The sequence below is a fragment of the Streptomyces sp. NPDC001634 genome, from assembly GCF_040298185.1.
Lineage (GTDB): Bacteria > Actinomycetota > Actinomycetes > Streptomycetales > Streptomycetaceae > Streptomyces.
Genome location: NZ_JBEOZU010000066.1, coordinates 1 through 21079 on the forward strand (window position 1 = coordinate 1; position 21079 = coordinate 21079).

Annotated in this window: 19 protein-coding genes and 1 pseudogene; 11 read left to right on the forward strand and 9 right to left on the reverse strand. The window is 66.4% G+C overall.

The window, feature by feature from the left end:
- The first annotated feature begins 207 nt into the window (after nucleotides 1-207).
- The 4 genes from ABT186_RS33595 to ABT186_RS33610 all read left to right on the forward strand — a co-directional run bounded on the left by ABT186_RS33595 (nucleotide 208) and on the right by ABT186_RS33610 (nucleotide 4944).
- Nucleotides 208-1530, forward strand: a complete 1323-nt coding sequence (locus tag ABT186_RS33595; RefSeq protein WP_351928335.1) for an NsdA family TPR-like regulatory protein — start codon at nucleotides 208-210, stop codon at nucleotides 1528-1530.
- 71 nt (nucleotides 1531-1601) lie between these two features.
- On the forward strand, nucleotides 1602-2774 hold the full coding sequence (locus ABT186_RS33600; RefSeq protein WP_351928303.1) for a serine hydrolase domain-containing protein: 1173 nt from the start codon (nucleotides 1602-1604) through the stop codon (nucleotides 2772-2774).
- A gap of 331 nt (nucleotides 2775-3105) precedes the next feature.
- Entirely contained in the window at nucleotides 3106-4317 is a 1212-nt protein-coding gene (locus tag ABT186_RS33605) for a GmrSD restriction endonuclease domain-containing protein (RefSeq protein ID WP_351226959.1), read from the forward strand.
- Between the two features lie 9 nt (nucleotides 4318-4326).
- A complete protein-coding gene (locus tag ABT186_RS33610) occupies nucleotides 4327-4944 on the forward strand; it encodes a HEPN domain-containing protein (protein WP_351928305.1) in 618 nt (205 codons plus the stop codon).
- Nucleotides 4945-5068: 124 nt separating this feature from the next.
- On the opposite strand, the gene ABT186_RS33615 is transcribed toward ABT186_RS33610, so the two are convergent.
- Complete coding sequence (locus tag ABT186_RS33615; RefSeq protein WP_351226963.1) at nucleotides 5069-5275, reverse strand: DUF397 domain-containing protein; 207 nt, start codon at nucleotides 5273-5275, stop codon at nucleotides 5069-5071.
- Nucleotides 5272-6120, reverse strand: a complete 849-nt coding sequence (locus ABT186_RS33620; RefSeq protein WP_351226965.1) for a helix-turn-helix domain-containing protein — start codon at nucleotides 6118-6120, stop codon at nucleotides 5272-5274. The genes ABT186_RS33615 and ABT186_RS33620 overlap by 4 nt, the downstream gene beginning before the upstream one ends.
- Nucleotides 6121-6320: 200 nt before the next feature.
- Between ABT186_RS33620 and ABT186_RS33625 the strand changes: the two genes are divergently transcribed.
- Nucleotides 6321-6983, forward strand: a complete 663-nt coding sequence (locus tag ABT186_RS33625) for an ATP-binding protein (RefSeq protein WP_351226967.1) — start codon at nucleotides 6321-6323, stop codon at nucleotides 6981-6983.
- Nucleotides 6984-6987: 4 nt separating this feature from the next.
- On the opposite strand, the gene ABT186_RS33630 is transcribed toward ABT186_RS33625, so the two are convergent.
- Nucleotides 6988-10173: a DEAD/DEAH box helicase gene (locus ABT186_RS33630; RefSeq protein ID WP_351928307.1), complete on the reverse strand. Its 3186-nt coding sequence runs from the start codon at nucleotides 10171-10173 to the stop codon at nucleotides 6988-6990.
- Between the two features lie 131 nt (nucleotides 10174-10304).
- Between ABT186_RS33630 and ABT186_RS33635 the strand changes: the two genes are divergently transcribed.
- Nucleotides 10305-10820, forward strand: coding sequence for a YDG/SRA domain-containing protein (locus ABT186_RS33635; RefSeq protein ID WP_351226971.1), 516 nt, complete (start codon nucleotides 10305-10307; stop codon nucleotides 10818-10820).
- 80 nt (nucleotides 10821-10900) lie between these two features.
- Here ABT186_RS33635 and ABT186_RS33640 read toward each other — a convergent pair whose 3' ends face one another.
- Both ABT186_RS33640 and ABT186_RS33645 read right to left on the reverse strand, forming a co-directional pair.
- Complete coding sequence (locus ABT186_RS33640) at nucleotides 10901-11914, reverse strand: tetratricopeptide repeat protein (protein WP_351928309.1); 1014 nt, start codon at nucleotides 11912-11914, stop codon at nucleotides 10901-10903.
- A gap of 85 nt (nucleotides 11915-11999) precedes the next feature.
- A complete protein-coding gene (locus ABT186_RS33645; protein ID WP_351226975.1) occupies nucleotides 12000-13472 on the reverse strand; it encodes a glycoside hydrolase in 1473 nt (490 codons plus the stop codon).
- Nucleotides 13473-13719: 247 nt separating this feature from the next.
- Between ABT186_RS33645 and ABT186_RS33650 the strand changes: the two genes are divergently transcribed.
- Complete coding sequence (locus ABT186_RS33650; RefSeq protein WP_351226977.1) at nucleotides 13720-14547, forward strand: class E sortase; 828 nt, start codon at nucleotides 13720-13722, stop codon at nucleotides 14545-14547.
- Between the two features lie 33 nt (nucleotides 14548-14580).
- On the opposite strand, the gene ABT186_RS33655 is transcribed toward ABT186_RS33650, so the two are convergent.
- Nucleotides 14581-15978, reverse strand: a complete 1398-nt coding sequence (locus ABT186_RS33655; RefSeq protein WP_351226979.1) for an MFS transporter — start codon at nucleotides 15976-15978, stop codon at nucleotides 14581-14583.
- 206 nt (nucleotides 15979-16184) lie between these two features.
- Here ABT186_RS33655 and ABT186_RS33660 point away from each other — a divergent pair, with 206 nt between their 5' ends.
- From ABT186_RS33660 to ABT186_RS33675, 4 genes are all read left to right on the forward strand, one after another.
- Nucleotides 16185-16727, forward strand: coding sequence for a winged helix-turn-helix transcriptional regulator (locus ABT186_RS33660; RefSeq protein ID WP_351928311.1), 543 nt, complete (start codon nucleotides 16185-16187; stop codon nucleotides 16725-16727).
- 61 nt (nucleotides 16728-16788) lie between these two features.
- Nucleotides 16789-17100 (forward strand): DUF6412 domain-containing protein, encoded by a 312-nt coding sequence (locus ABT186_RS33665; protein WP_351928313.1) that lies wholly within the window; start codon nucleotides 16789-16791, stop codon nucleotides 17098-17100.
- Between the two features lie 161 nt (nucleotides 17101-17261).
- Nucleotides 17262-17972, forward strand: coding sequence for a YidC/Oxa1 family membrane protein insertase (locus ABT186_RS33670; RefSeq protein ID WP_351227029.1), 711 nt, complete (start codon nucleotides 17262-17264; stop codon nucleotides 17970-17972).
- A 171-nt stretch (nucleotides 17973-18143) separates the two neighbouring features.
- Complete coding sequence (locus ABT186_RS33675) at nucleotides 18144-19001, forward strand: fumarylacetoacetate hydrolase family protein (protein ID WP_351928315.1); 858 nt, start codon at nucleotides 18144-18146, stop codon at nucleotides 18999-19001.
- 125 nt (nucleotides 19002-19126) lie between these two features.
- Here the strand turns inward: ABT186_RS33675 and ABT186_RS33680 are convergent.
- The 3 genes and pseudogenes from ABT186_RS33680 to ABT186_RS33690 form a co-directional block, all read right to left on the reverse strand.
- Nucleotides 19127-19354 (reverse strand): annotated as a pseudogene (locus tag ABT186_RS33680) (SH3 domain-containing protein); the annotation flags it as partial.
- Between the two features lie 75 nt (nucleotides 19355-19429).
- Nucleotides 19430-19903, reverse strand: a complete 474-nt coding sequence (locus ABT186_RS33685) for a heme-degrading domain-containing protein (protein WP_351226987.1) — start codon at nucleotides 19901-19903, stop codon at nucleotides 19430-19432.
- Complete coding sequence (locus tag ABT186_RS33690) at nucleotides 19900-20985, reverse strand: Gfo/Idh/MocA family protein (protein ID WP_351226989.1); 1086 nt, start codon at nucleotides 20983-20985, stop codon at nucleotides 19900-19902. The genes ABT186_RS33685 and ABT186_RS33690 overlap by 4 nt, the downstream gene beginning before the upstream one ends.
- Between the last annotated feature and the right edge of the window lie 94 nt (nucleotides 20986-21079).

Below are 21079 nucleotides of genomic sequence, written 5' to 3' on the forward strand. Positions count from 1 at the left end.
ACGCCAACGTCGCCCGGATCCGGTTCACTTCATGTGCATCCACACACCCAACATGCTCCTGAACAGGCCCGACAGGAAGACCTAACGGAGTCCTACTAGGGGGTTTCTCTCGGCGCTGAGGGCTCTCATGTGCACGTCAGCATGGGTAATCTCCCCATCACCCGGAGGGCTGACGGGAGGCATGACGTGATTGGTGAGTCGTTAGCAATGCACCCACTGACCTTCGTCCGCCAGTCGAGCGGATGGGGGAAGGCCGAGCTGGCCCGGCACATGCAGAGGCGGGGGAAGGAACTGGGCATTCCCCTGGCAACCAATCGCACGACCGTATGGAAGTGGGAGCAGGGGCAGGAGCCGGACGCCGACGCTCAGCGTGTCCTCGCTGACCTGCTACGTGTTCCGTACGATCAGGTTCAGGCGGAAGGATGGCCGCGGTGGCTCCCCGTATGGGAAGTCACTGGGCTCACAGCTCCCTGGACGGAGGCCGGTACTGTTGCGGCTCTGGCTGATCTGGTTGGGAGTGGCCGCATGGACCGTCGGGGGTTCCTCACCATCACCGGCGCCGCCCTGACGGGGCTTGCGGCGAACTGGGCCGAGGCGCCCTCTGCCTTCGCCTTAGCGCTCAACGGAGACCGAGTCACGGACACGATGGTCTCGACGATCGAGCAGCGCATCAACACTCTCCGCACACTCGATGACCAACTCGGTGGCGCCCGGCTTCTGGAGCAGGCGCGCGGCGATCTCGCCCTGATCACCAGTCTCCTGAGCGCCGGCCGCTACACGGACAAGATCCGCATCCGTCTGTACGCCCTGGCGGCCCAAGTATCGCATCTGACTGGCTGGATGGCCTACGACGCAGGGCTGCGGTCCGCAGGACAGCGGTACTACGTCGGAGCCCTGCGTAGCGCCCGTACTGCTGGGGACGACGCCTTCGGAGCCTTCGTCCTGGCGGAGATGGGACTGCACGTCTCCGAGGCCGGGCGGACTGCCGAGCGGGTCGAGCTCATCTCGACCGCCATCGACAACGCTCCTCGAACGTTGTCGCCCTACACCCAGACCTTCCTCTACCTGCACAAGGCCGAAGCGCTGTCCCGCGACGGAGACCACCAGAGGGCCGGTACGGCGCTGAACCGTGCCGCTTCCCTCTGGGAGTGCCACACGTTGGACGAAACCCCGGACTGGCTGGACTGGTTCGGTGAGGCGCAACTGAAGTCGACCGAGGGCAAGGTCCTGCTGCGCTCGGGCCAGGTGGAGCCTGCGACGAGTTCGCTGGAAACCTCCATCAAGAAGGCCGCTCCCCGAGACAAGGCTGTACGGTCCAGCCGTCTGGCCGAAGCCCGCCTTGCCGGTAATGACCTGGACGGAGCGCTCGACGCCGCGAACTACGGCGCCGAGCTCCTCGAAGGCGAGGTCAGCTCTGTGCGGGCTCTGGACCGCCTCAAGGAGTTCTCCGAGCAGCTCCAACCGCACAAGTCCGTTCCGGCTGTCCGTGAGTTCCGCGAGCGTCTTCATGCGCTGGCCATCGCGGCGTGATCAGTACCGACTTGTGCTCCGAGTAAGACTGTCCTCTTGGAGCAGGCGGACAGAATGCCAGGATGGGCGGCATGACGACGATCGACGGTGAGGTTGCGGCCGGGTTCGAACCTGTCGGGGAGGCGTTCGCGGCGAATTTCGCCCGGCGCGGGGACATCGGCGCGGCGGTGTGCGTGTACCAGGACGGTCGGCCGGTGGTCGACCTGTGGGGTGGGATCGCCGATCCTGGCACCGGTCGTCCGTGGTCCCGGGACACGCTGCAACTGGTCTACTCGGCGACCAAGGGGGCAACCGCGACCGCGGCGCATCTGCTGGCCCAGCGCGGCGCCCTGGACCTGGACGCGCCGGTGGCCAAGTACTGGCCGGAGTTCGCCGCGAACGGCAAGGCGGAGATCCCGGTGGCCTGGCTGTTGTCCCACCAGGCCGGCTTGGTCGCGCTGGACCAACCGGTGCCGCTGGCTGAGGCGCTGGCCTGGGAGCCGATGGTGGCCGCGCTCGCCGCTCAGCGCCCACTTTGGGCTCCAGGCACCGCGCACGGGTATCACGGCCGGACCTGGGGTTGGTTGGTCGGCGAGGTGATCCGCCGGGTGTCCGGCCGCACGCCGGGCCGCTTCTTCGCCGACGAGATCGCCATCCCACTGGGACTGGACTTCTTCATCGGGTTGCCGGCGAGTGAACGCGATCGGGTCAGCCGGATGGTGTACCAGCAGCCCGAGGTCGACCTCACCACCGCACCACCGGAGTCGATCCCCGAGGAGCTCCGCGAACTGGTCGCGGCCTGGCGCGACCCGAACTCGTTCAATAACAGGGCGTTCTCAGTCACCGACCCAGCTGAGATCGACTTCAACTCGCCACGGGTGCAGGCTGTGGAACTCCCGGCCTCCAACGGCATCGGCACCGCGCACGGACTGGCACGCATGTACGCCGCGCTCATCGGCGAGGTGGACGGCGTGCGCCTGTTCACCCCAGAAGCCCTCGCGTCGGCGATCAAGGAACAGGCCAGCGGGGCGGATCAGGTGATGGTGGCGCCGAGCCGGTTCAGCTCCGGATACATGCTGCCCACCGAGACCAACCCCATGACTGGGCCGAACTCCTTCGGCCACACCGGTCGAGGCGGCTCACTCGGCTTCGCCGACCCCGAGCACGGCATCGCCTTCGGCTATGTGATGAACCACATCATCGGGGGTCCCAACGATATGCGTGCGATGTCGCTGGTCGACGCAGTGCGAAGGTCGCTGGCGTAACTGATCTGGTTGGCGCCGGATGACCGGTTCCGCACGGCACTCGGGGGCCAGGGTGCCGCGCTCCCCCCTGGAGAACGCCGCTCACCGCGTCGGTGATGTCGCACTGACGTCGACGACCACTTCGCTGAGCATGCGGGCAGGGTAGCGGTGAGTACGGGTGCTGGTGCTGTCGGGACCGTGGAGAGTCGCGAGCCTAACAAGCCTGTCCTGGGCCACTGACATGAAGTCAAGTGATGCGTATCAATTCCGCCAGGCGAACTAGTCTGCGAAACTAGACCAGTTGAGAGTCCTGAGGTGCCCTCGGGTTGGGATCTAAGAGGTGAGGAGCAACGTGACCTACGATGGCGGACCCGATTGGGACGACGCAGACGGCGAAGAAGAGGACACTGCTGCGTCGGTAACCTCTGAGGAAGTCACTCGAGCGGTGGTCACGGACACAGACTGGACGGCCGAAACAATTCTGAGCCAACTGCGTCGCGGGAATATTCAGCTCAACCCGCGATTCCAGCGTCGGGATGCTTGGAACAAGCCGAGAAAGAGTCGTTTTATCGAGTCCCTGATTCTTGGCCTCCCGATTCCTCAAATTGTCCTCGCAGAGGACAAGAATCGGCGGGGCAAGTTCATTGTCTTGGATGGTAAGCAGCGTCTTCTGGCCCTTAGGCAGTTCGCAGCTGGTTCATCTTTTGCGGCATCCGAAGAAGAGGAAGATTTTAAGGGGTTCTCACTCACGGGGCTTGAAGTTCGTGAGGACCTGCGACTTGTCACGCTTCGAAAGATGGAGAACGATGACAGCTATGTGGATGATCTGAACTCGCTCCTCAACGAGACTATTCGAACTGTCGTTGTACGTCGTTGGCCCAATGAAGACTTCTTGAATCTGGTTTTTCTTCGTCTGAATACCGGCAGTGTGAAGCTGTCCCCTCAGGAACTTCGTCAAGCCCTTCATCCGGGCCCATTTACCGACTTTTTGGATGACTGTGCGTCTGACAGTAAGTGGCTGCGAGCGGCCCTCCGCATCGACAAACCTGACTTTCGCATGCGAGATGTCGAGGTGCTGCTTCGGTTTTTCGGCTTCCAGTTCACCCTTGATGAATACACAGGTAACCTGAAGAAGTTCCTCGACGACACAGTCAACGTTCTGAATGCGCAGTGGTTGAAAGAAGAGGAACGGATCAAGCAGGTCGGCGAGAACTGTAATCGAGCCATTGAGGCAACGTTTGAGATCTTCGGTGATAATTCTTTCTACCGTTGGGCTGGTGGTAAGTACGAAGGTCGCTTCAATCGGGCTGTTTTCGACGTCATGACCTACTACTTCTCCGATGAGGCTGTCCGAGCTGCGGCGATCGCCCGCGCATCGGTGGTTGAGTGGGCCTTTCGTAACCTGTGTGAGACGAATCAACGCTTCGTTGAATCCATCCAGACTACGACTAAGACGCCGCTCGCGACTCATCGACGCCTATCCCTGTGGGGCGATGCCCTAAGTGAGGCCATCGGGACCAAGCTGCGCGTCCCGGAGCTGCGTGACAACCGACTCATTCCATAGGGGGTGAGGATGGTGTCTTCGCGATTCGAAGAGCTGGAGAAGCGGATCGTAGAGCTTCGGCAGTGCTTCCTACCGAAGGAGTTTGATCCGACCGGCCTATATGAGGAGACGGTCTACGAGCATACGCGAGCATTTAGGGTGCTCGCGCACGCCGAATTTGAGTCTTTTATAGAGGATCGCGTCATCGAAGTTGTCGATGAGGCGGTTTCGAATTGGAAGACCGACGGGTCAATCTCCACGAGCCTGCTCGCGATTATGGCGTACAGGGAATCCGTTCCGCCCATGCCAGGGTCCTTAAGCGAAGCGGCGGCGAAGCCGGATAAGTATCCTAAATTGGAAGCGCGGATAGACGCTGCTCGAACTGACCTCCATCGCTATGTGCGAAATCAGAACCATGGGATAAAGGAGAAGAATCTTCTTCGGTTGCTCCTGCCAGTCGGTATTCAAGAGGCGGAAATTGATTCCGCTTGGCTAAGTGCCACAGAGACTTGGGCTACGGCTCGAGGTGACGCCGCCCATAAAGGGGCGAAGATGCAAGTCAGGCCTGATCCGCAAAATGAACTCAAGACGGTCAACCTGGTGCTGGATGGTTTTCGCGATCTCGATGAGCAGATGCAGAGCAAGTGACGGTGGAAGCGAGGCTGAGTGGCATGGAGAGGCCTACGGCAGCCGAGGCTGTTGATCCAGCGTAGATATTGGCTGGCGGACTGGAGAGGTGGTCAGGTCGTTCAGCGGGTGTACTCTCATGGATTCACTTCAGCCCTCCAGCTCTTCCCTCCCGCAATGCCACTGTGAACGCGCGCCAGGCCGGGCCTCGGACGATGACCACAGGCCCGCAGCTGTTCTTCGAGTCGCGTACGAGGATGCCGTCTGCTGTACGTGCGCATTCGACGCATTCCGTCCCGCTCCCTCCGCTGTAGGTCGACGTGAACCAGAAGGGTGCAGACGGTGCGGTCATCGGGACTCCTTGCTTATGCGGGTGATGAGCTCTGCCGACGATTCCAGGTCGAGCGCTTGTGCGCTCAGGTACTCGAACGCCAACCTATAGCGCACCAGTTCCTGCGGCTTCTCCATGAAGAGCCCGCCGCCGAGGAGATCCACGTACACCACATCCAGTTCGGGGCTCTGGCCGCGTAGAATCGCGAAGCTTCCAACTGACGCTGCATGGGCACCGGTTGAGAAGGGCAGTACTTGTACGGTCACATGCGGCCGCTCCACCGCCCCGAGAAGGTGACGTAGCTGCTCCCGCATGACCTCGCGGCCGCCCACCCGGCGGCGGATCGCCGCCTCATCGATCACGCACCAGAGGTGAGGCGGCTCGTCTCGCTCCAAGAGCTCCTGCCGTTTCATGCGGATGTCGACCATGTGCTGCACTTCCCGTTCACCACATTGCACTTCAGAGGCGCGGTGTACGGCCTCGGCGTACTTGCGGGTTTGGAGAAGCCCGGGGATGTACATGCAGGCGTAGTGGTCCTCGCGCACCACCTCGTCCTCGAGCGTGAGCATGAGGTTCATGGACTCAGGGATGGGATCTGCCAGCGAGCGCCACCATCCCTGGATCTTCGCTCCCTTCGCCAACTCGACGAGAGCAAAGCGCTCCTCATCGGATGCGCCGTACTCACGGCAAAGGGCGTCGACAGCCGGCCACTTCACCGCTCCCTCTTTGGTCTCGTAGCGGCTGAGCGTGGCCTTCGAGATACCGACGCGGGCGCCTGCCTCCTCCAGCGTCAAGCCTTTGAGCTCACGGAGACGGCGCAGGTCGGCGCCCAGCTGACGCCTGCGAGTGGTGGGTCCAACTGGCATGCTTGCGGCCCTTCATGTCGATCCAACAGATCGTCCTGGGTGTCCGAGCACGACGGCAAGGTGGCGCGCGCCGGGGGCGTGCGAAGAGCCGATGTGCTCCGAGTAGGCACTCGATGAGAGTTCCATTTTGAGAGTTTCAATGCAACTCTCAGTGTGTGGTCGAGTGCAGTGCGCACTCGCATGAACGGAGGGGCCGAGTCATGGACGGTGCGGCATGCATGCCAAGGAAGCCCTGGGAACTTCCCTTTCTGGCGGAACCGGAAGAGGTTGCTGCTCTCCGCCGCCTCCTGCGGACGCACCTGGGGCTTTGGGGCTTGCCTGACGTCGTAGACGCTGCTCAGCTTTGTGTCAGTGAGCTCGTTGCCAACGTGATCAACCACGTCGGTCAGGGCACTCCGACCACTTTGGCCGTCTCCATGCGCGGCACCCGCCTGCGAATCGAGGTACACGACCCCGACACCCGCGCTCTACCGACCCTTCTCGACAAAGGAGTTGAAGCTGAGGGGGGACGAGGCATGGCATTGGTAGATGCGATTGCTGACCGCTGGGGCGTCGAGCTCCTTGCCGACCAGAAGGTGACCTGGTGTGAGCTGGCAACTGGGCTCTCAGCGCCAAGCGGGCACAGAGTGGATCCATACGTCATCAGAGCCGAAGCGGTGCTCGGCTTCTACGGCGACGTGCACCTGTTGTCCACCATCGGCCCCAGCAGGTTACGCATGGTGACAGCGGAGGAGGCCGCAATCGACGTCATCGCAGACCTCCTCCACTGGTTCCGAGCCCACGGCCGAGACGCGGATGAGGCGCTCGATCGAGCCCAGATGCACTTCGAGGCTGAAGCCGGAGTTTCGGGAGGCGGTGGGTAGGCCGTCAGCCGGTCGCGATGGCCGAGTACGCCCACACGTCAGCCGGGATCTCGTGCTTCAGCCGCCAAGTGATGGCCATCGGCTTACTCCCCTTGTGTTCGACGTACTGGGCGGGACCGAGCAGCATCCACGGCTGGGCGCCCCCGATGTCGGTGCTCTTGTAGCGGCGGACGAAGAGCAGGACGTGGCTTCCCTCAGCAGCGTGCCGCTGGTAGCGGAGGCCCGTGGGGGACGTCTCCGACGTTTGGTTCTGGGACTCCCAGTGGAAGAGGGTCTCGTTCAGTGCGTAGTCGTGATAGCGGGTCTGTGGTGAGAAGTCCTTCTCGTCCTTTTCTAGGGTGATGAGTAGCGCGTCGGTCTTAATGGACTCGCACCACTTCACGCCCTCCCGGAAGTCACCTGGCATGAATCCGCCGATGTAGGACTGACCGAGTGCGGGGAGGATCTCTTCACGACTGTACGAGGCGTGGACGGTCAGGGGGACGCCGCTGGGACCGCCGATGCCGAGAAGCGGGATGGGTACGTGTTCGGTGTGGGCGAGGTTGTACTCCAGCACTTGCCTTAGCTCACTGCGCACGGCGCGCTGGTCGCGGAGTGTTGCGAAGCCGGCATCGTAATCCGCGAAGCTTTTGCGGGTGATGCCGCCCAGGGGCCACAACTGGAAGAAGAGCATGCGGGCGTAGGCCTGCTGCTGGCCGTCGAGATCGCTGTAGGCTGGGGCGTCGTCCTCCAGCATGCGCGTGTACGCGGCAACGCGAAGCGGGTCGTCTACGTGGAGGAAGGCGGAAACGCGCTTGAGGAGCGCGGCTTCACCTTCCGGCGCCTCGCTCATCAAGAGGCCGGAGCGCCGCAGTAGGCCGGTCCAGGAGTTGCCGTTGCCTCGGTAGAGCTCTTTGAGTTCGCGGCCGCTCTCGTAGAGGTAGCGACTCAGCCTCGGCTCGGCGTAGTCGGCTACCTCGCGGGCCAGCGCCGTGACATTGACGCCGATCTGCTCCTTGATGTTGGCGATGATCGTCTTCTTTGCCTTCTCTTCCAGGATGATCTGACAACCGGAAGGAAGCTGTGGGAAGTCGTGTTCGATGCTGTCCAGAAGCCGCTTTCGTGTCTGGTTCGTGAGGGCTCTGAACTGGTTCTCGAAGCGGAATTCCTTGCGGTGCTGGCCGATGAAGTCCAGGACGGTCAGGACGGCCTTGTTCTCGCTGCGGCGCAGACCGCGGCCGAGCTGCTGGAGGAACAGGGTCGCGCTGGAGGTGGGGCGCAGCAGGAGCAGTGTGTCCACGTCGGGGACGTCGAGCCCTTCGTTGAAGAGGTCGACTGAGAAGATGACCTGTAGTGCCCCTGATGCGAGGTCGGAAAGAGCCTGTTTGCGCTCCTCGGCCGGAGTCTCGCCGGACAGGGCCACGGCATCGAGGCCGGCGGTCCTGAAGTACTTCGCCATGAAGTGCGCGTGCGCGACCGAGACGCAGAAACCCAGTGCCCGCATGGCGCCAGGCTCGGCGATCTTCTCCTCGACTGCCTTCACGACCAGGCGGGCTCGAGCGTCGTTGCCGGTCAGCACGTTGCTCAGAGCGGTCGCGTCGTATGCGCCGCGCTTCCACTCGATGGCACTTAGGTCGGTGTTGTCACTGATGCCGAAGTAGTGGAAAGGGCTGAGGAGGTCATTCTCCAACGCTTCCCACAGGCGCATCTCGGCGGCGATCCGACCGTCGAAGAACTCGTCCTGGATGTTCTTGCCGTCCATGCGTTCGGGGGTGGCGGTCAGGCCCAGCAGCTCGATCGGCTCGAAGTGGTCGAGGATCTTCCGGTATGTCGGTGACGTGCCGTGGTGGAACTCGTCGATCACAATCACATCGAAGTGATCAGAAGCGAGCCGGTCCAGGGCGCGCGCATTCAGTGACTGCACGCTTGCGAAGACGTGTGTCCAGCGCTCGGGGATTTCGCCGCTGTGGAAGGCCTCACCGAAGTTCGCGTCGACCAAGACGTCTTGGTACGTGCGGAGCGACTGCTGCAGGATTTCCTTGCGGTGGGCGACGAACAGCAGTCGTAGGTCGCGACCGTGCTTCTTGCGTAGTTGCTTGTAGTCGAGCGCTGCCATCACGGTTTTGCCGGTGCCGGTCGCTGCTACGAGCAGATTCCGGTGCCGGTCATGTACCGCGCGTTCGACCTCTAGCCGCTCCAGCATGTCGCGTTGGTGTGGGTAGGGCCGTACCTCAAGGCCGGACAGCGTGATCCCGCGGTCTGTTGCTGTCTTCGAAGAGGTGCCTCCCGCAATCTCCAGTGCTTCCTGGAGTCGGTCTCCGTCCGCCTCGGGGTCATAGGTCTCGAAGGAGGGGTCGCTCCAGTACGCCTCGAAGGTCGCGTCGAACTTTCGCAGGACGTCAGGTGTGGCGATTGATGACAGTCGAACGTTCCACTCAAGGCCATCCAGCAGCGCGGACTTGGAGAGGTTGGAGCTGCCGACGTATGCCGTGTCGTAACCGCTTTTGCGGCGGAACAGCCACGCCTTGGCGTGGAGCCGCGTGGAGCGCGTCTCGTAGTTGACCTTCACCTGGGCGTTGAACTCGTGCACCAGCCTGTCCAGTGCCCGCCGCTCGGTTGCTCCGATGTACGTGGTCGTGATGACGCGTATGGGCACGCCTCGCTCATGGGCCGCTTTAAGGGACTGTTCGATGATGCGTAGACCGTGCCACTTTACGAAGGCGCAGAGCAGGTCGACTCGGTCGGCGGTGGCAAGCTCGGCCCGCAACTCGAAGCCGAGGCTTGGGTCTTCCGGGGAGTTCGTGAGTAGGGCTGTGTCGGAGAGCGGAGTGGCGGGGCGAATGGCGAAGACGCCCGGTGCCTCCTCCCTGGTCAGGGCTAGGAGCTGGCGGGGGCCAGCAGCTACCAGATCCACCCACTCCTGCGCCCCCTGAAGTGTCCTGATCGATTCCAGGATGTGGTTCGCGGCGTGTACACGTTCCTCTGGTGGGAGGCCCTGCAGAACGTGTCGTACGGTCCGGGCCACGTGGCGTGCCAGGACGTGTGGCACGGACTCGGGCCCCACCGCGTCGCTCACGGGGCGCCACCCAAGGTCGGCGAGCTCCTTCAACTTCTGCTCGAACCGCAGCGTGATGAGCTCCTCGTACACCCCTGCGACTGGGTGCGACAGATCTCCCGGCTCAGTCACACTGCCCCCTCGGCTCTCAGACATGGGCTTATGTCTAACAGAGGCTGCTGACAGCGACGCGGGTGAGTGGTGCCTCAGCAGCCTCATGCTTCATAACTAGCCAACTCTAATTACTAACTTGACAAATATGATCAACTTCGGCCAAGTATGGGGCTGTGGAAATCGAACGAGTCATCGGTCACATTGAGGGCGTCCCTGTGGGTGCGGTCTTCCATAGGCGCCTAGACGTGATGCGAGCCAAGCTGCATCGCACCAACCAGAAGGGCATCTCCTGGCTGGTGGATGAAGACGGCAGCGAGGTTGGCGATGCCATCGTGCTGCACGGGGGGTACGTGGACGATGAGGACCACTGGACCTGGGTGCGGTATACCGGTGCTTCCCCGGACAAAGATAAAGAGAAAAACACCGGGAGGCTTCTGCGGAGCCAGTCGTGGTTCTACCGGGACAATGCCGCCATGAAGCGCAGCTATGAGCGGAAGCATCCCATCCGCGTCATCCGCGGCTATGAGGGGGATCCCCGTTACTCGTTGCCCGATGATTACAGGTACGACGGACTGTATGAGATCACGGCCATCCGTACGGCAACCTCTCAGCAGGCTGCACCGGATGGCTCGGAAATCAAGATCTGCCAGTTTGACCTTGAGCGTCTACCTGATCACCGCCAGGCATAGGTCCCTGTGCAGTGAGGGTTGAAGCTGCCGACCCCAGCCCTGCGCAATAGGGCTGGGGATCATAGTGAGCTTGCGGCGGGTTACTGCGCCCCGTGACACTCCTCATAAACCCGCCCCACTCCACACCAACAAGCACCGCCCCGCTCCGGCGGCCAAGCCACAGCCCGCCCCCGCGCAGCCAAAGTCGTCGCATACTGCGGCAACAGCGCCCCGTCCCCCGGCGACGTCCCCTCCGAAGCCGCGAAGGCCTCGTACGACGGGACCGTGCCCGTTACGATGCCCAGGTTTGGGGTCCCGGAGGCCGCGAGCTCCCTCAGGGACTCCTCTATCGTCGCCAGGTGCTCCTCGTGGGAGGGGTACTCCACCGCCAGCGTCGGGTACGCCGACACCAGCTCGCCCAGTTCCGTGGCCGGCCAGTGCAGGACCGCCACCGGGAACGGGCGGGACAGGGCCTCCCGGTACGCGCCCAGTTCCGCCCGCAGCCGAGCGATCTCCGCCTCCAGTTCCGCCGGGTTGTCCGAGCCCAGGGACCAGATCCGCTTCGGGTCGTGGAGTTCGTCCAGGGACACCGAGGAGGAGTGGAGGGTGTCCGCCAGCATGTCCCACTCGTCGTGTGCCGCGCCCAGCATGCGGCGGACCCGGTGGCGGCCGTAGAGGAGCGGGTACGTGGACTGTGGGGGCTCGTCCGCGTCGCCTACCAGGAGACGCAGGCCCTCCGTGAACGTCTCCTCCGCCGCCTCCAGCTCGTCGTGCGACTCCAGGGACTCCGCGACGATCAGCCAGGGCGCCGGGTGCCGGGGGGAGGCCTCGCGGACTCCGGCGATGATTGCCCGGGCCTCCGCCTCGTGGTCGTACTCCCACAGGTTCGACGCCTTCAGGGCCCGTACGAGGTGGGGGTTCTCCAGGCCGGCGGGGGATTGCAGCAGGCTGTCGTACAGCGCGGTCGCGCCTGGGCGGTCGCCGGCCAGTTCCCGGTGGGCCGCGGCCTGCAGCAGCAGGCTCTCCGTGTCCTCGGGATACAGGCCGGCACTCCGCTCCAGGCGTGCTGCTTCGGCGTTGTGGTCGACGTTTTCGGCAGGCGTGTCGGGGCGCATGGGGGACACCGTACTGCCGCGGACCGACAAAGGAGAGAGATTCGCAGGCCAGGGGGCCCCGAGGGGCCTCCCGTTTACTGGGCCCTTACTGCACCACCCCATCCACCTGCAGCGTCTGCACCGCCCCCGCCGCGAACGGCACGCTCACCGTCTTGCCGCTCAGGAACGTGTCCGAGTGGGATGTGTACAGGTCGCCGCCGCCCGTCACCGTGTTCCAGCGCGGGACGACACCGTTCGTACCGCCCGTCACCGTCGTGAAGCGGGAGAGGTCGAAGGTCAGGGTCTGGGCCGAGGAGGATTTGTTCGCGGCCACGATCACCAGGCGCTTCGCCGTCTTGTCCAGGGCCGCGACCGCGTAGTCCACGCCCGTGTCGATGATCGTCATCCCGGGGCGGATGTGGCGGCTGAACTGTGCCATCACGTAGTACTTCGTCTGCACCGCGCCCGGCTGGAGCGTGTTCTCGTCGTACGCGATCATCGCCCACGCCGCGGTCGGGTCCATCACCTGCCAGTAGACCCAGGCCGTGGGGTGCAGCCAGCGGAAGTCCATGAGCAGGTTGCTCGCCAGGGTCAGGCCGGTGCCGTCGCCGTCGCCCGTCTCCGAGTTCCACAGGGCCTTGCCCGAGGTCTTCACCACGTCCGTGTAGAGGAGGTCGCGTCGGCCGCCCGAGCCCTGGTAGCCGTGGACGTTGACCCGGTTGACGTAGGACTTCGTCGTCGAGCTGAAGGAGCCCCACGTCGTGCGCGCCAGGTCGTACGTGTTCTCGTCCGATGCCGAGATCTTCGTGCCGGTCAGGCCGCGCTTGTCCAACTCGCTGCGGAGGTAGGGGAGTACGGCCGACTGGACGGTCGCGTCCATGTGGCAGCCCTCCTGGGTGCCCGTCGACTTCCACCAGCCTGACGACGGCTCGTTGAAGGCTTCCACCGTCGCGAAGTTCACGCCCCAGTTGTTCTTGGCGTAGAGGGCCACCGAGGCGAGGTGCGAGGCGTGCTGGCGGTAGTTCCAGGACTGGAGGTTGTTGCCGCCGTCGGCGGCGCCCGACGGGTTGTGGTTCAGACACATCCACCACATCGGGGAGTTGGCGAACAGCTCGCTGGTCGCGCCCCGTTGGGTCGCCTTGACCAGCATCGCGCGCTGGGTCGCGTCGGCCGTCCACTTCCAGGCCGAGGAGGTCGGGTCCTCGTTGTTCCAGTCCTGCCAGTAGCCCTCGATCTGCTTGAAGGCGGGGATGTTGGGGGAGGCGACCATGCTCTCGCCGTTGACGCTGTTCGAGCTGCACGCGCCGAGGTTGTAGCGGGCGATGTTCAGGCCGAGTCCGGGGAGCGTCCTGCCGCTGTACGCCACCGACTTGGTGGTGAAGAAGATGTCGGCGAAGTCGTCCCGGCCGCCGAACACATTGGCCCACCAGGCCAGGGACGTGCCCCAGCCCTCCCAGCTCCCGAAGGTCGAGGCCGGGTTGACGGCGATGGTCGCGTCGGCGCGCGCGGTGCCGGTCGCCAGGGCGCTGCCCAGGAAAGTGCCGCCCGCGGCGGCCAGCAGGGTTCTGCGTCGGATCATGGCTTCTCCGCCTCTTCGTACCGCTCGGGCGCAGGGTCGTCCTCCCTGCGCCGGCCGGTCTCGCTGATGCCATCACGAAGAATCGGGTGTGACGCGTGGGTTGTCGAGGGTTACGACGCCCCTTTCTAAAACCTCTGTACGAAGTGACAGGAAGGGGGTAGCGCTGCGTATGGGCCTGGTGACTTTGAGGGGCACCCCCTATCGTGCGGGCGGCCCCGGTGGAGGACCCGGTCAAGGAGGCGTACGCATGCGGGCTCGCGTCGTCGTACACACCACCCGGCGGCGCCGTGCCCGACGCCGTCGCGCCCTCTGGACCGGCGGCGAACTCCTCGTCACCGTCGGCGTCGTGCTCATGCTGCTCGTCGTGCAGCAACTGTGGTGGACCAACCGGGAGGCCCGGCAGGGGGCCGAGCGGAGGGTTCAGGCGTTGGAGCGGGAGTGGGGTGAACCCGGGGACTCCCGGGACTCCGGGGATTCCGGGGCTTCCGGGGACTCGTCCGTCGGCGGCTCCTCCGGTGCGCCCAGTGGGCCGAGCACGCTCAGTACGCCCGACGCCGGCGGCACCACCACCCAGGCCACCCGGCGGGATCAGCAGCAGACCGTCGCCACCGCCCGCCCCGCCCCCTCCCAGGCCTACGCCATCCTCACCATCCCCCGCCTCTCCCTCCGCGTCCCCATCGCCGAAGGCATCAGCAAGGCCGACGTGCTCAACAAGGGGTACGTCGGCCACTATCCGGGCACCGCCCAGCCCGGCCAGTCGGGCAACTTCGCGCTCGCCGGGCATCGCAACACCCACGGCGAACCCTTCCGGCATCTCGACCGGCTCCGCCGTGGGGACACCGTCACCGTCGAGACCAGGACGGCCACGTACACGTACGTCGTCGACCAGGTGCTCCCGCAGACCTCGGCGCTGGACGGGGGCGTCATCGCGCCCGTACCGCGCAGCACCGTCAAACCGTCGTACGGGTACGACCGTCCCGGGTACTACCTCACCCTCACCACCTGCACCCCCGAGTTCACCTCCCGGTACCGGCTGGTGGTGTGGGGGACGCTCGGCTCCGAGCGTCCCCGGTGATTCCTACGCGCGACTACGCCCGACTACGCCCGACTACGCCCGCTCCCGCAGCGCCAGCACCCCGAGCGCCCCTGCCAGTGCCAGTCCCGCCGAGACGAGCGCCGCGATGTCAGCCCCGTGGGCGAGTGATCCGCCGCCGGTCGTGACCAGCGCGATCGTGAGGGCCACTCCGGCGCACGAGCCGATGTAGCGGAATGTCTGCTGGGCGCCCGAGCCCATTGCCGCCCGTTCGGCGGGGACCGACTCCACGGCGACCAGCGGGAGTGCGGCGTTCAGCAGGCCGCTGCCCACGCCGCCGATCACCAGGCCCGGCAGCAGCCGCACCCAGGAGCCCGAGCCGATCGCGCCCAGCATGGTCAGGACGCCCGCGGCGTGGAGCGCGAAGCCGAGGGCCAGTTGGTGGCGTGGCGAGACCCGGCCCGCGAGGCGCTTCGTCTGGAGAGCGACCGTGAAGGACAGGCCGGACCAGAGCAGGAACAGCCATGCCGTGTTCATCGGCGTGAGGCCCAGCGACCGCTGGAGCAGCGCCGGCAGGAAGCTGAACAGGCCGATCACCGCCAGGCCCGTGAACAGGCCGCCGACGGCCGAGCCGAGGAAGCGCGGGCGGCGCAGCAGGGCGAGGTCGATCATCGGGGTGCGGGAGCGGTGTTCGATCAGGGCGAAGACGCCCATCAGGAGCACGGCCGCCGCGAACAGCAGCGTCACCGGCGTCCGCAGCCAGCCGTCGCGGCCCAGCGTCAGGGCGGCCACCAGGGATACGAGGGCGAGGCTGAAGACGGATGCTCCCGCGAGGTCCGGGCGGCCGCCCCGCGGTGCGCGGGACTCCGTCAGCGTGCGCGCGGACAGGGCTGCCACGACGAGCGTCACGGCGCCCAGTGCCCCGTACGCCACCCGCCAACTGGGCATCGCCCCGGCGACCAGCGGGCCCACCGCGATGCCTCCGCTGACGAACGCGCCCCACACCCCGGTCGCGTGCAGTCGGCCCCGCGGGGTCGGGAAGGCGTGCACCAGCAGACCGAGGCTGCTGGCGAGGATCGCCGCGCTGGCCGCGCCCTGAGCGATACGGGCCAGGGTGAAGAGCCAGGTCGAGGTCGCGAAGGCGCCGAGTGCGGTGGTGAGGCCGAGGGCGAGGGTGCCGGCCAGGAAGATCCGGCGGCGCCCGTAGTCGTCGGCGAGGCTGCCGGCCACCAGGAGCAGTGCGGCCAGGCCCAGCGGGGTGCCGTTGAGCAGCCAGGCCTGTGCGGAGACGGGGGTGTGCAGGGCGGCGACGGTGTCGGGGAGCGTGACCATCGGCGCGGTGTACGTCATCAGCGCCACGGCGGTGGCCGCGCTGGTCAGGGCAAGGGTGGGGGCCGCCCGGGGGGTCTCGGGGGCGGCGGGTGCGGTGACGGTGACAGTGACGGTTTCTGCGGTGCGTGCCGGCTGTGGCATGGCCTGCCCTCCCGGGGCGGATGGCGGGGTGACTACGACTACGGGGATCTGATCGCGTGATGGTCGGGATCCAGGGGATGGGTTCGTTCATTGAACCCTCTTAGGCGTACGAACCTAACAGGGTCAGTTCGGTCACTGAACCAAGTTTTTGGAAAGTCGGTTCGGTGACCGAACCTGCGTGTCGGAAAGTGGCTACAGTGGGGGCCATGGCTCTCGGTAAGGACTACGCGACGCAGGAGTGCTCCATCGCCCGAGCGCTGGAGGTCGTCGGCGAGCGCTGGACGCTGCTCGTCGTGCGCGACGCGCTCTATGGCGTACGGCGGTACAACGACTTCCTCGTCCACCTCGGCATCCCGCGCGCCGTCCTCGCGGCCCGCCTCCAGACCCTCATCGCCGAGGGGATCCTGGAGAAGCGCCGCTACCAGGAGTCGCCGCCGCGGGACGAGTACGTCCTCACCGATCGCGGCATCGCCCTGTGGCCCACGCTGCGCTCGCTCGGCCTGTGGGGGCGCGAGCACTTCTCCGGGACGCAGCTGCGCGCCTTCCGGCATGCGACGTGCGGGACGGAGGAGGAACTCGGGCCGTACGGCGAATGTCCCGCCTGTGGAACCGTCGTGCCCGTTCCGGACGTCGAAATGGTGCCGGGGCCGGGACTCGATCCGGACCCGGCGGATCCGGTCAGCCGGGCGCTGCTGAGGCCGAAGAGGCTCTTGCAGCCGATCGTGACCGATCCTGCCTATCCTGTATAACGGGTGGCGGACGGTAGTAACCGACAAGGTCTGTAAGGCCGTTGCTGGAGGGGGGCAGTCGATGACCCGGACGTTGGCGACTCTGCGTCCCGCCGCCCTGCTGCTGCTCCTGCTCCTCCAGGTCGCCGCCCTCGACGTCGGCGGCCTCACCGCGGCCGTCGCCCTCGCCGCGACCGCCGCGGTCGGTTCCGCCCTCGCCGTCTGCGCGCTGATCGCGGCGCGCAGCGTGCCCGTCGTGCCGCCGAACCGGGTGCGCACGGCGATCCGCGACCGCGAGCACCGTACGGCGTTCCTGCCGCAACGTGACCCCGACGCCCCGGGCCGCTCGCGGCCACGGGCACCTGGGTTCGCCCTTCCGGCGACCGCCGCGTAGGGCACGTCTCCGGCGTACGTCCATGGGCCTCGTACGGCCGTCCATGGACCTCGTACGTCCGTGGGCCTCCTAGGTCCGTGACCCCGCGCGGGTCGTCATGCCGACATCTTTCTCCACCCCGGCACGACGAGACCCCGGAGGGCTCACCCATGTCCGCTTTCATGTCCGCGTTCGCCGGCCTGGTCGAACGGCTGGCCGACCTGCTCCAGCCGCTCTTCCACGCCTCCGCGGCGGCCGCCGCGATCGTCCTGTTCACCGCGCTCGTACGACTCCTCGTCCACCCCCTGTCCCGAGCCGCGGCGCGCGGACAGCAGGCGCGCGCCAAGCTTCAGCCGAGGATTGCCGAACTGCGCAAGAAGCATGCGAAGAACCCCGAGAAGCTGCGCAAGGCGGTCCTCGAACTGCACACGGAGGAACAGGTCTCCCCGCTGTCCGGCCTGCTGCCCGGCTTCCTCCAACTGCCCGCCTTCTTCCTGCTCTACCACCTGTTCTCGAGCACGACGCTCGGCGGCGAGAGCAACAGCCTGCTCACCCATACGCTGTGGGGTGCGCCGCTCGGCGACCGATGGGCCGACGCGCTCGGCCACGGCGGGCTGTTCGGCGCGGCCGGGCTCGTCTACCTTGGGCTGTTCGCGCTCGTCGCGGCCGTCGCCACCTACAACTACCGGCGTGCCAAGCGGATGACGGACGCGAGCCCGGTTCCGGCCGGTGGCGGCGAGGACGTGCCGGGGCTCGGCGCGGTCACCAAGGCGCTGCCGTTCCTGTCCTTCTTCACTCTCGTCACCGTGGCGGTGGTGCCGCTGGCCGCCGCGCTCTACATGGTGACGAGTACGACGTGGAGCGCGGTGGAGCGGACGGTGCTGTACCGCTGAGCGCGGGGCGACGGTGTGCCGATGGTCCGCTCCGGCTGTCCAGTCCGTGAACGGGTATTGCGGAGGGGACCACCGACCTTGGAGGATCGACCAGTCCTCCGATGTGTGTACCCAGGCCGCACCCAGACCGCACCCATCGGCCGGGCTCCGCGATCGAGGGAGATTGTGATCATGAAGCTGCTGCGAGTCGGTACGGCGGGGGCGGAGCGGCCCGCGCTGCTCGATGCCGAGGGAGTCCTGCGGGACCTGTCCGGTCTCGTACCGGACATCGACGGACCGCTCCTCGCCGACGACGCGGCGCTCGGCCGGATCCGCGCCGCCGCCGAGTCGGGCGGGCTGCCGGAGCTGGACGCCACCGGGCTGCGCATCGGCCCTCCGCTCGCCCGGATCGGCAAGATCGTCTGCATCGGCCTGAACTACCACGACCACGCCCGCGAGACCGGCGCCGAGCCGCCCGCGGAGCCGGTGATCTTCTTCAAGGCGGCCGACACGGTGGTCGGGCCCCATGACACCGTGCTCGTGCCGCGGGGGTCCACCAGGACCGACTGGGAGGTCGAACTGGCGGTCGTCATCGGCCGCACGGCCCGCTATCTGGAGTCGCACGAGGAGGCGCTCGAGCACGTCGCCGGGTACGCGGTGGCGCACGACGTCTCCGAGCGCGAGTTCCAGATGGACCGTGGCGGGACGTGGGACAAGGGGAAGAACTGCGAGACGTTCAATCCGCTGGGACCGTGGCTGGTGACTGCGGACGAGGTGGCCGATCCGCAGGACCTGAGCCTGAAGCTCTGGGTCAACGGGGAACTGAAGCAGGACGGGACCACCGCCGAGCAGATCTTCCCCGTTGCCGAAGTCGTGCGGTATGTCAGCCAGTTCATGACGCTTTACCCCGGTGACGTCATCAACACGGGGACGCCGGCGGGGGTTGCCTTCGGACAGCCGGAGCCCAAGCCTTATTTGCGGGCCGGGGATGTGGTGGAGCTGGAGATCGAGGGGCTCGGACGGCAGCGGCAGGAGCTCAAAGACGCCTGACCGGCTTCCCCCGGCTGCTCAGGGTATGGGTTGTCCCGGAAACGGCCCGGCCGGGGCGGCTCTTGGAGCCGGCCCCGGCCGGGAGTCGCCGGCCCCGGCCGGGAGTCACTGAGTCGAAGACCGGCTCAGCCGTTGTGGCACGCCTCGTCTTCCGGGATGCACGTGTGGACGTCGTCCGCGGAGGTGTGGAGCAGGTCTTCCCTGATCCAGCCGGTCTTGCCCTTGGCGTTGCCGGAGGTCATCCTGACCTTGTACCAGCCGTGGCCGCTCTTGTAGGTGTAGTCCTTCTCCGAGCACTTGTTGCCCTTGTAGGCGGTGCCGAGTGCGGTCGAGCTGGTCGATGCCTTGGACCGGAGCGTGGCTGCCTTCGCCGTGACGTAGCACCCCTTCGCCGCGGCCTCGGCCGTACCGGCGACAGCCTCGCGGGCCTAAAGAGATTTGCTGAACTTCTCCAACGCCTCAACCACCAACCGGTGGTCCTCCAGCTGCGGCAGGCCCGAGACCACCACCGTGCCGATCACGCCCGCGCCCTCGACCGTGACCGGGAACGCGCCGCCGTGCGCCGCGTACACATCGGGGTCGAGGCGGGAGGACTCCTCGAAGGTCGTGCCCTTGGCGCGGAAGCGGGAGCCGACCAGCAGGGACGAGCAGCCGTAGCGCTCGACGACGCGGCGCTTGCGGTCGATCCAGGCGTCGTTGTCCGGGGTCGAGCCGGGCAGCGCCGCGTGGAAGAGCTGCTGGCCGCCGCGGCGGATGTCGATCGCGACCGGGGCCTTGCGCGCCCGCGCCAGCTCGACCAGCAGCGAGCCCAGGGCCCACGCGTCGTCGTAGGTGAAGTGAGGGAGCGTCAGTCGGCGCTCCTGCGCCTCGAGTTCGGCGATCTCCGGTGCGTTCGTCGTCACAGTCGCACCGCCACACCCTCGCGGGCCGAGCGCCGGGCCGCTTCGAGGACGTCCAGGGCCGCGGCCGCCTCGTGCGCGGTGACCGGGTTGGGGCCGCCCTCGCGCAGGGCCTTCGCGATCGCCGCGTAGTAGGCCGGGTAGTCGCCGGGGACGGTCGGTACGGGGTCTCCACCGCCGGTCAGCGGGGACTCGCCGGCGCCGATACGGCCCCACAGGGACTCGGGCTCCCGGCCCCAACCCGGGCCGGGGCGCAGGCCCTCGCGCAGTGCCGCCTCCTGCGGGTCAAGGCCGTACTTCACAAAGCCCGCCTGCGAGCCCAGGACGCGGAAGCGCGGGCCGAGTTGGGCGGCCGTCGCCGAGACGTACAGGTGGGAGCGGACGCCGCTGGTGTGTGTGAGCGCGATGAACGTGTCGTCGTCCGTCTCCGCGCCCGGGCGGCGGATGTCCGCCTCGGCGTACACCGAGGCGGCGGGGCCGAAGAGGACGAGCGCCTGGTCGACGACGTGGCTGCCGAGGTCGAACAAGAGACCTCCGATCTCTGCGGGATCGCCGGATTCGCGCCAGCCGCCCTTGGGCTGTGGGCGCCAACGTTCGAAGCGGGACTCGAAGCGCCGGATGTCGCCGAGTCCGCCTTCGGCGAGGAGCCCCCGGAGGGTCAGGAAGTCGTTGTCCCAGCGGCGGTTCTGGAAGACGGAGAGCAGCAGACCACGCTCCTCTGCCAGTGCCGCCAGTTCCCGTGCCTCGGCGGCCGTCCCCGCGATCGGCTTGTCGACCACGACCGGCAGGCCCGCCTCGATGGCGGCCGTCGCGATCGGGACGTGCGTCTTGTTCGGGGAGGCGATGACGATCAGGTCCAGCTCGCCGGTGCGGGACCACAGTTCGTCGGGGGTCGCGGCGAGGCGCGCGTCCGGGAACTCGGCGCGGGCCTGCTCCTGCCGCTCCGGGTTCGAGGTGACGACCGTGTCGAGGACCAGGCCCTCGGCGGCGGCGATCAGCGGGGCGTGGAAGACGGAGCCCGCGAGGCCGTAGCCGACCAGGCCCACGCGGAGGGGGGTGTCAGTACCAGGGGCTGTGCCAGTCATGGCCCTACTTTCGCAACGCTGTTGCCAAAGTGCAAGCGCGGGGGAGAATGGGGGTGTGAACAGGACGTATGCGGGATCGGAATCGGGACTGGGA

Bases quoted from the DNA above. Each gene is read 5' to 3' on its own strand.
- ABT186_RS33650 (WP_351226977.1), top strand. From the start codon at position 13,720: ATGCGGGCTCGCGTCGTCGTACACACCACCCGGCGGCGCCGTGCCCGA.
- ABT186_RS33645 (WP_351226975.1), bottom strand. From the start codon at position 13,472: ATGATCCGACGCAGAACCCTGCTGGCCGCCGCGGGCGGCACTTTCCTG.
- ABT186_RS33595 (WP_351928335.1), top strand. From the start codon at position 208: ATGCACCCACTGACCTTCGTCCGCCAGTCGAGCGGATGGGGGAAGGCC.
- ABT186_RS33660 (WP_351928311.1), top strand. From the start codon at position 16,185: ATGGCTCTCGGTAAGGACTACGCGACGCAGGAGTGCTCCATCGCCCGA.
- ABT186_RS33630 (WP_351928307.1), bottom strand. From the start codon at position 10,173: ATGTCTGAGAGCCGAGGGGGCAGTGTGACTGAGCCGGGAGATCTGTCG.
- ABT186_RS33600 (WP_351928303.1), top strand. From the start codon at position 1,602: ATGACGACGATCGACGGTGAGGTTGCGGCCGGGTTCGAACCTGTCGGG.
- ABT186_RS33675 (WP_351928315.1), top strand. From the start codon at position 18,144: ATGAAGCTGCTGCGAGTCGGTACGGCGGGGGCGGAGCGGCCCGCGCTG.
- ABT186_RS33670 (WP_351227029.1), top strand. From the start codon at position 17,262: ATGTCCGCGTTCGCCGGCCTGGTCGAACGGCTGGCCGACCTGCTCCAG.
- ABT186_RS33610 (WP_351928305.1), top strand. From the start codon at position 4,327: ATGGTGTCTTCGCGATTCGAAGAGCTGGAGAAGCGGATCGTAGAGCTT.
- ABT186_RS33615 (WP_351226963.1), bottom strand. From the start codon at position 5,275: ATGACCGCACCGTCTGCACCCTTCTGGTTCACGTCGACCTACAGCGGA.
- ABT186_RS33665 (WP_351928313.1), top strand. From the start codon at position 16,789: ATGACCCGGACGTTGGCGACTCTGCGTCCCGCCGCCCTGCTGCTGCTC.
- ABT186_RS33625 (WP_351226967.1), top strand. From the start codon at position 6,321: ATGGACGGTGCGGCATGCATGCCAAGGAAGCCCTGGGAACTTCCCTTT.
- ABT186_RS33620 (WP_351226965.1), bottom strand. From the start codon at position 6,120: ATGCCAGTTGGACCCACCACTCGCAGGCGTCAGCTGGGCGCCGACCTG.
- ABT186_RS33655 (WP_351226979.1), bottom strand. From the start codon at position 15,978: ATGCCACAGCCGGCACGCACCGCAGAAACCGTCACTGTCACCGTCACC.
- ABT186_RS33640 (WP_351928309.1), bottom strand. From the start codon at position 11,914: ATGCGCCCCGACACGCCTGCCGAAAACGTCGACCACAACGCCGAAGCA.
- ABT186_RS33690 (WP_351226989.1), bottom strand. From the start codon at position 20,985: ATGACTGGCACAGCCCCTGGTACTGACACCCCCCTCCGCGTGGGCCTG.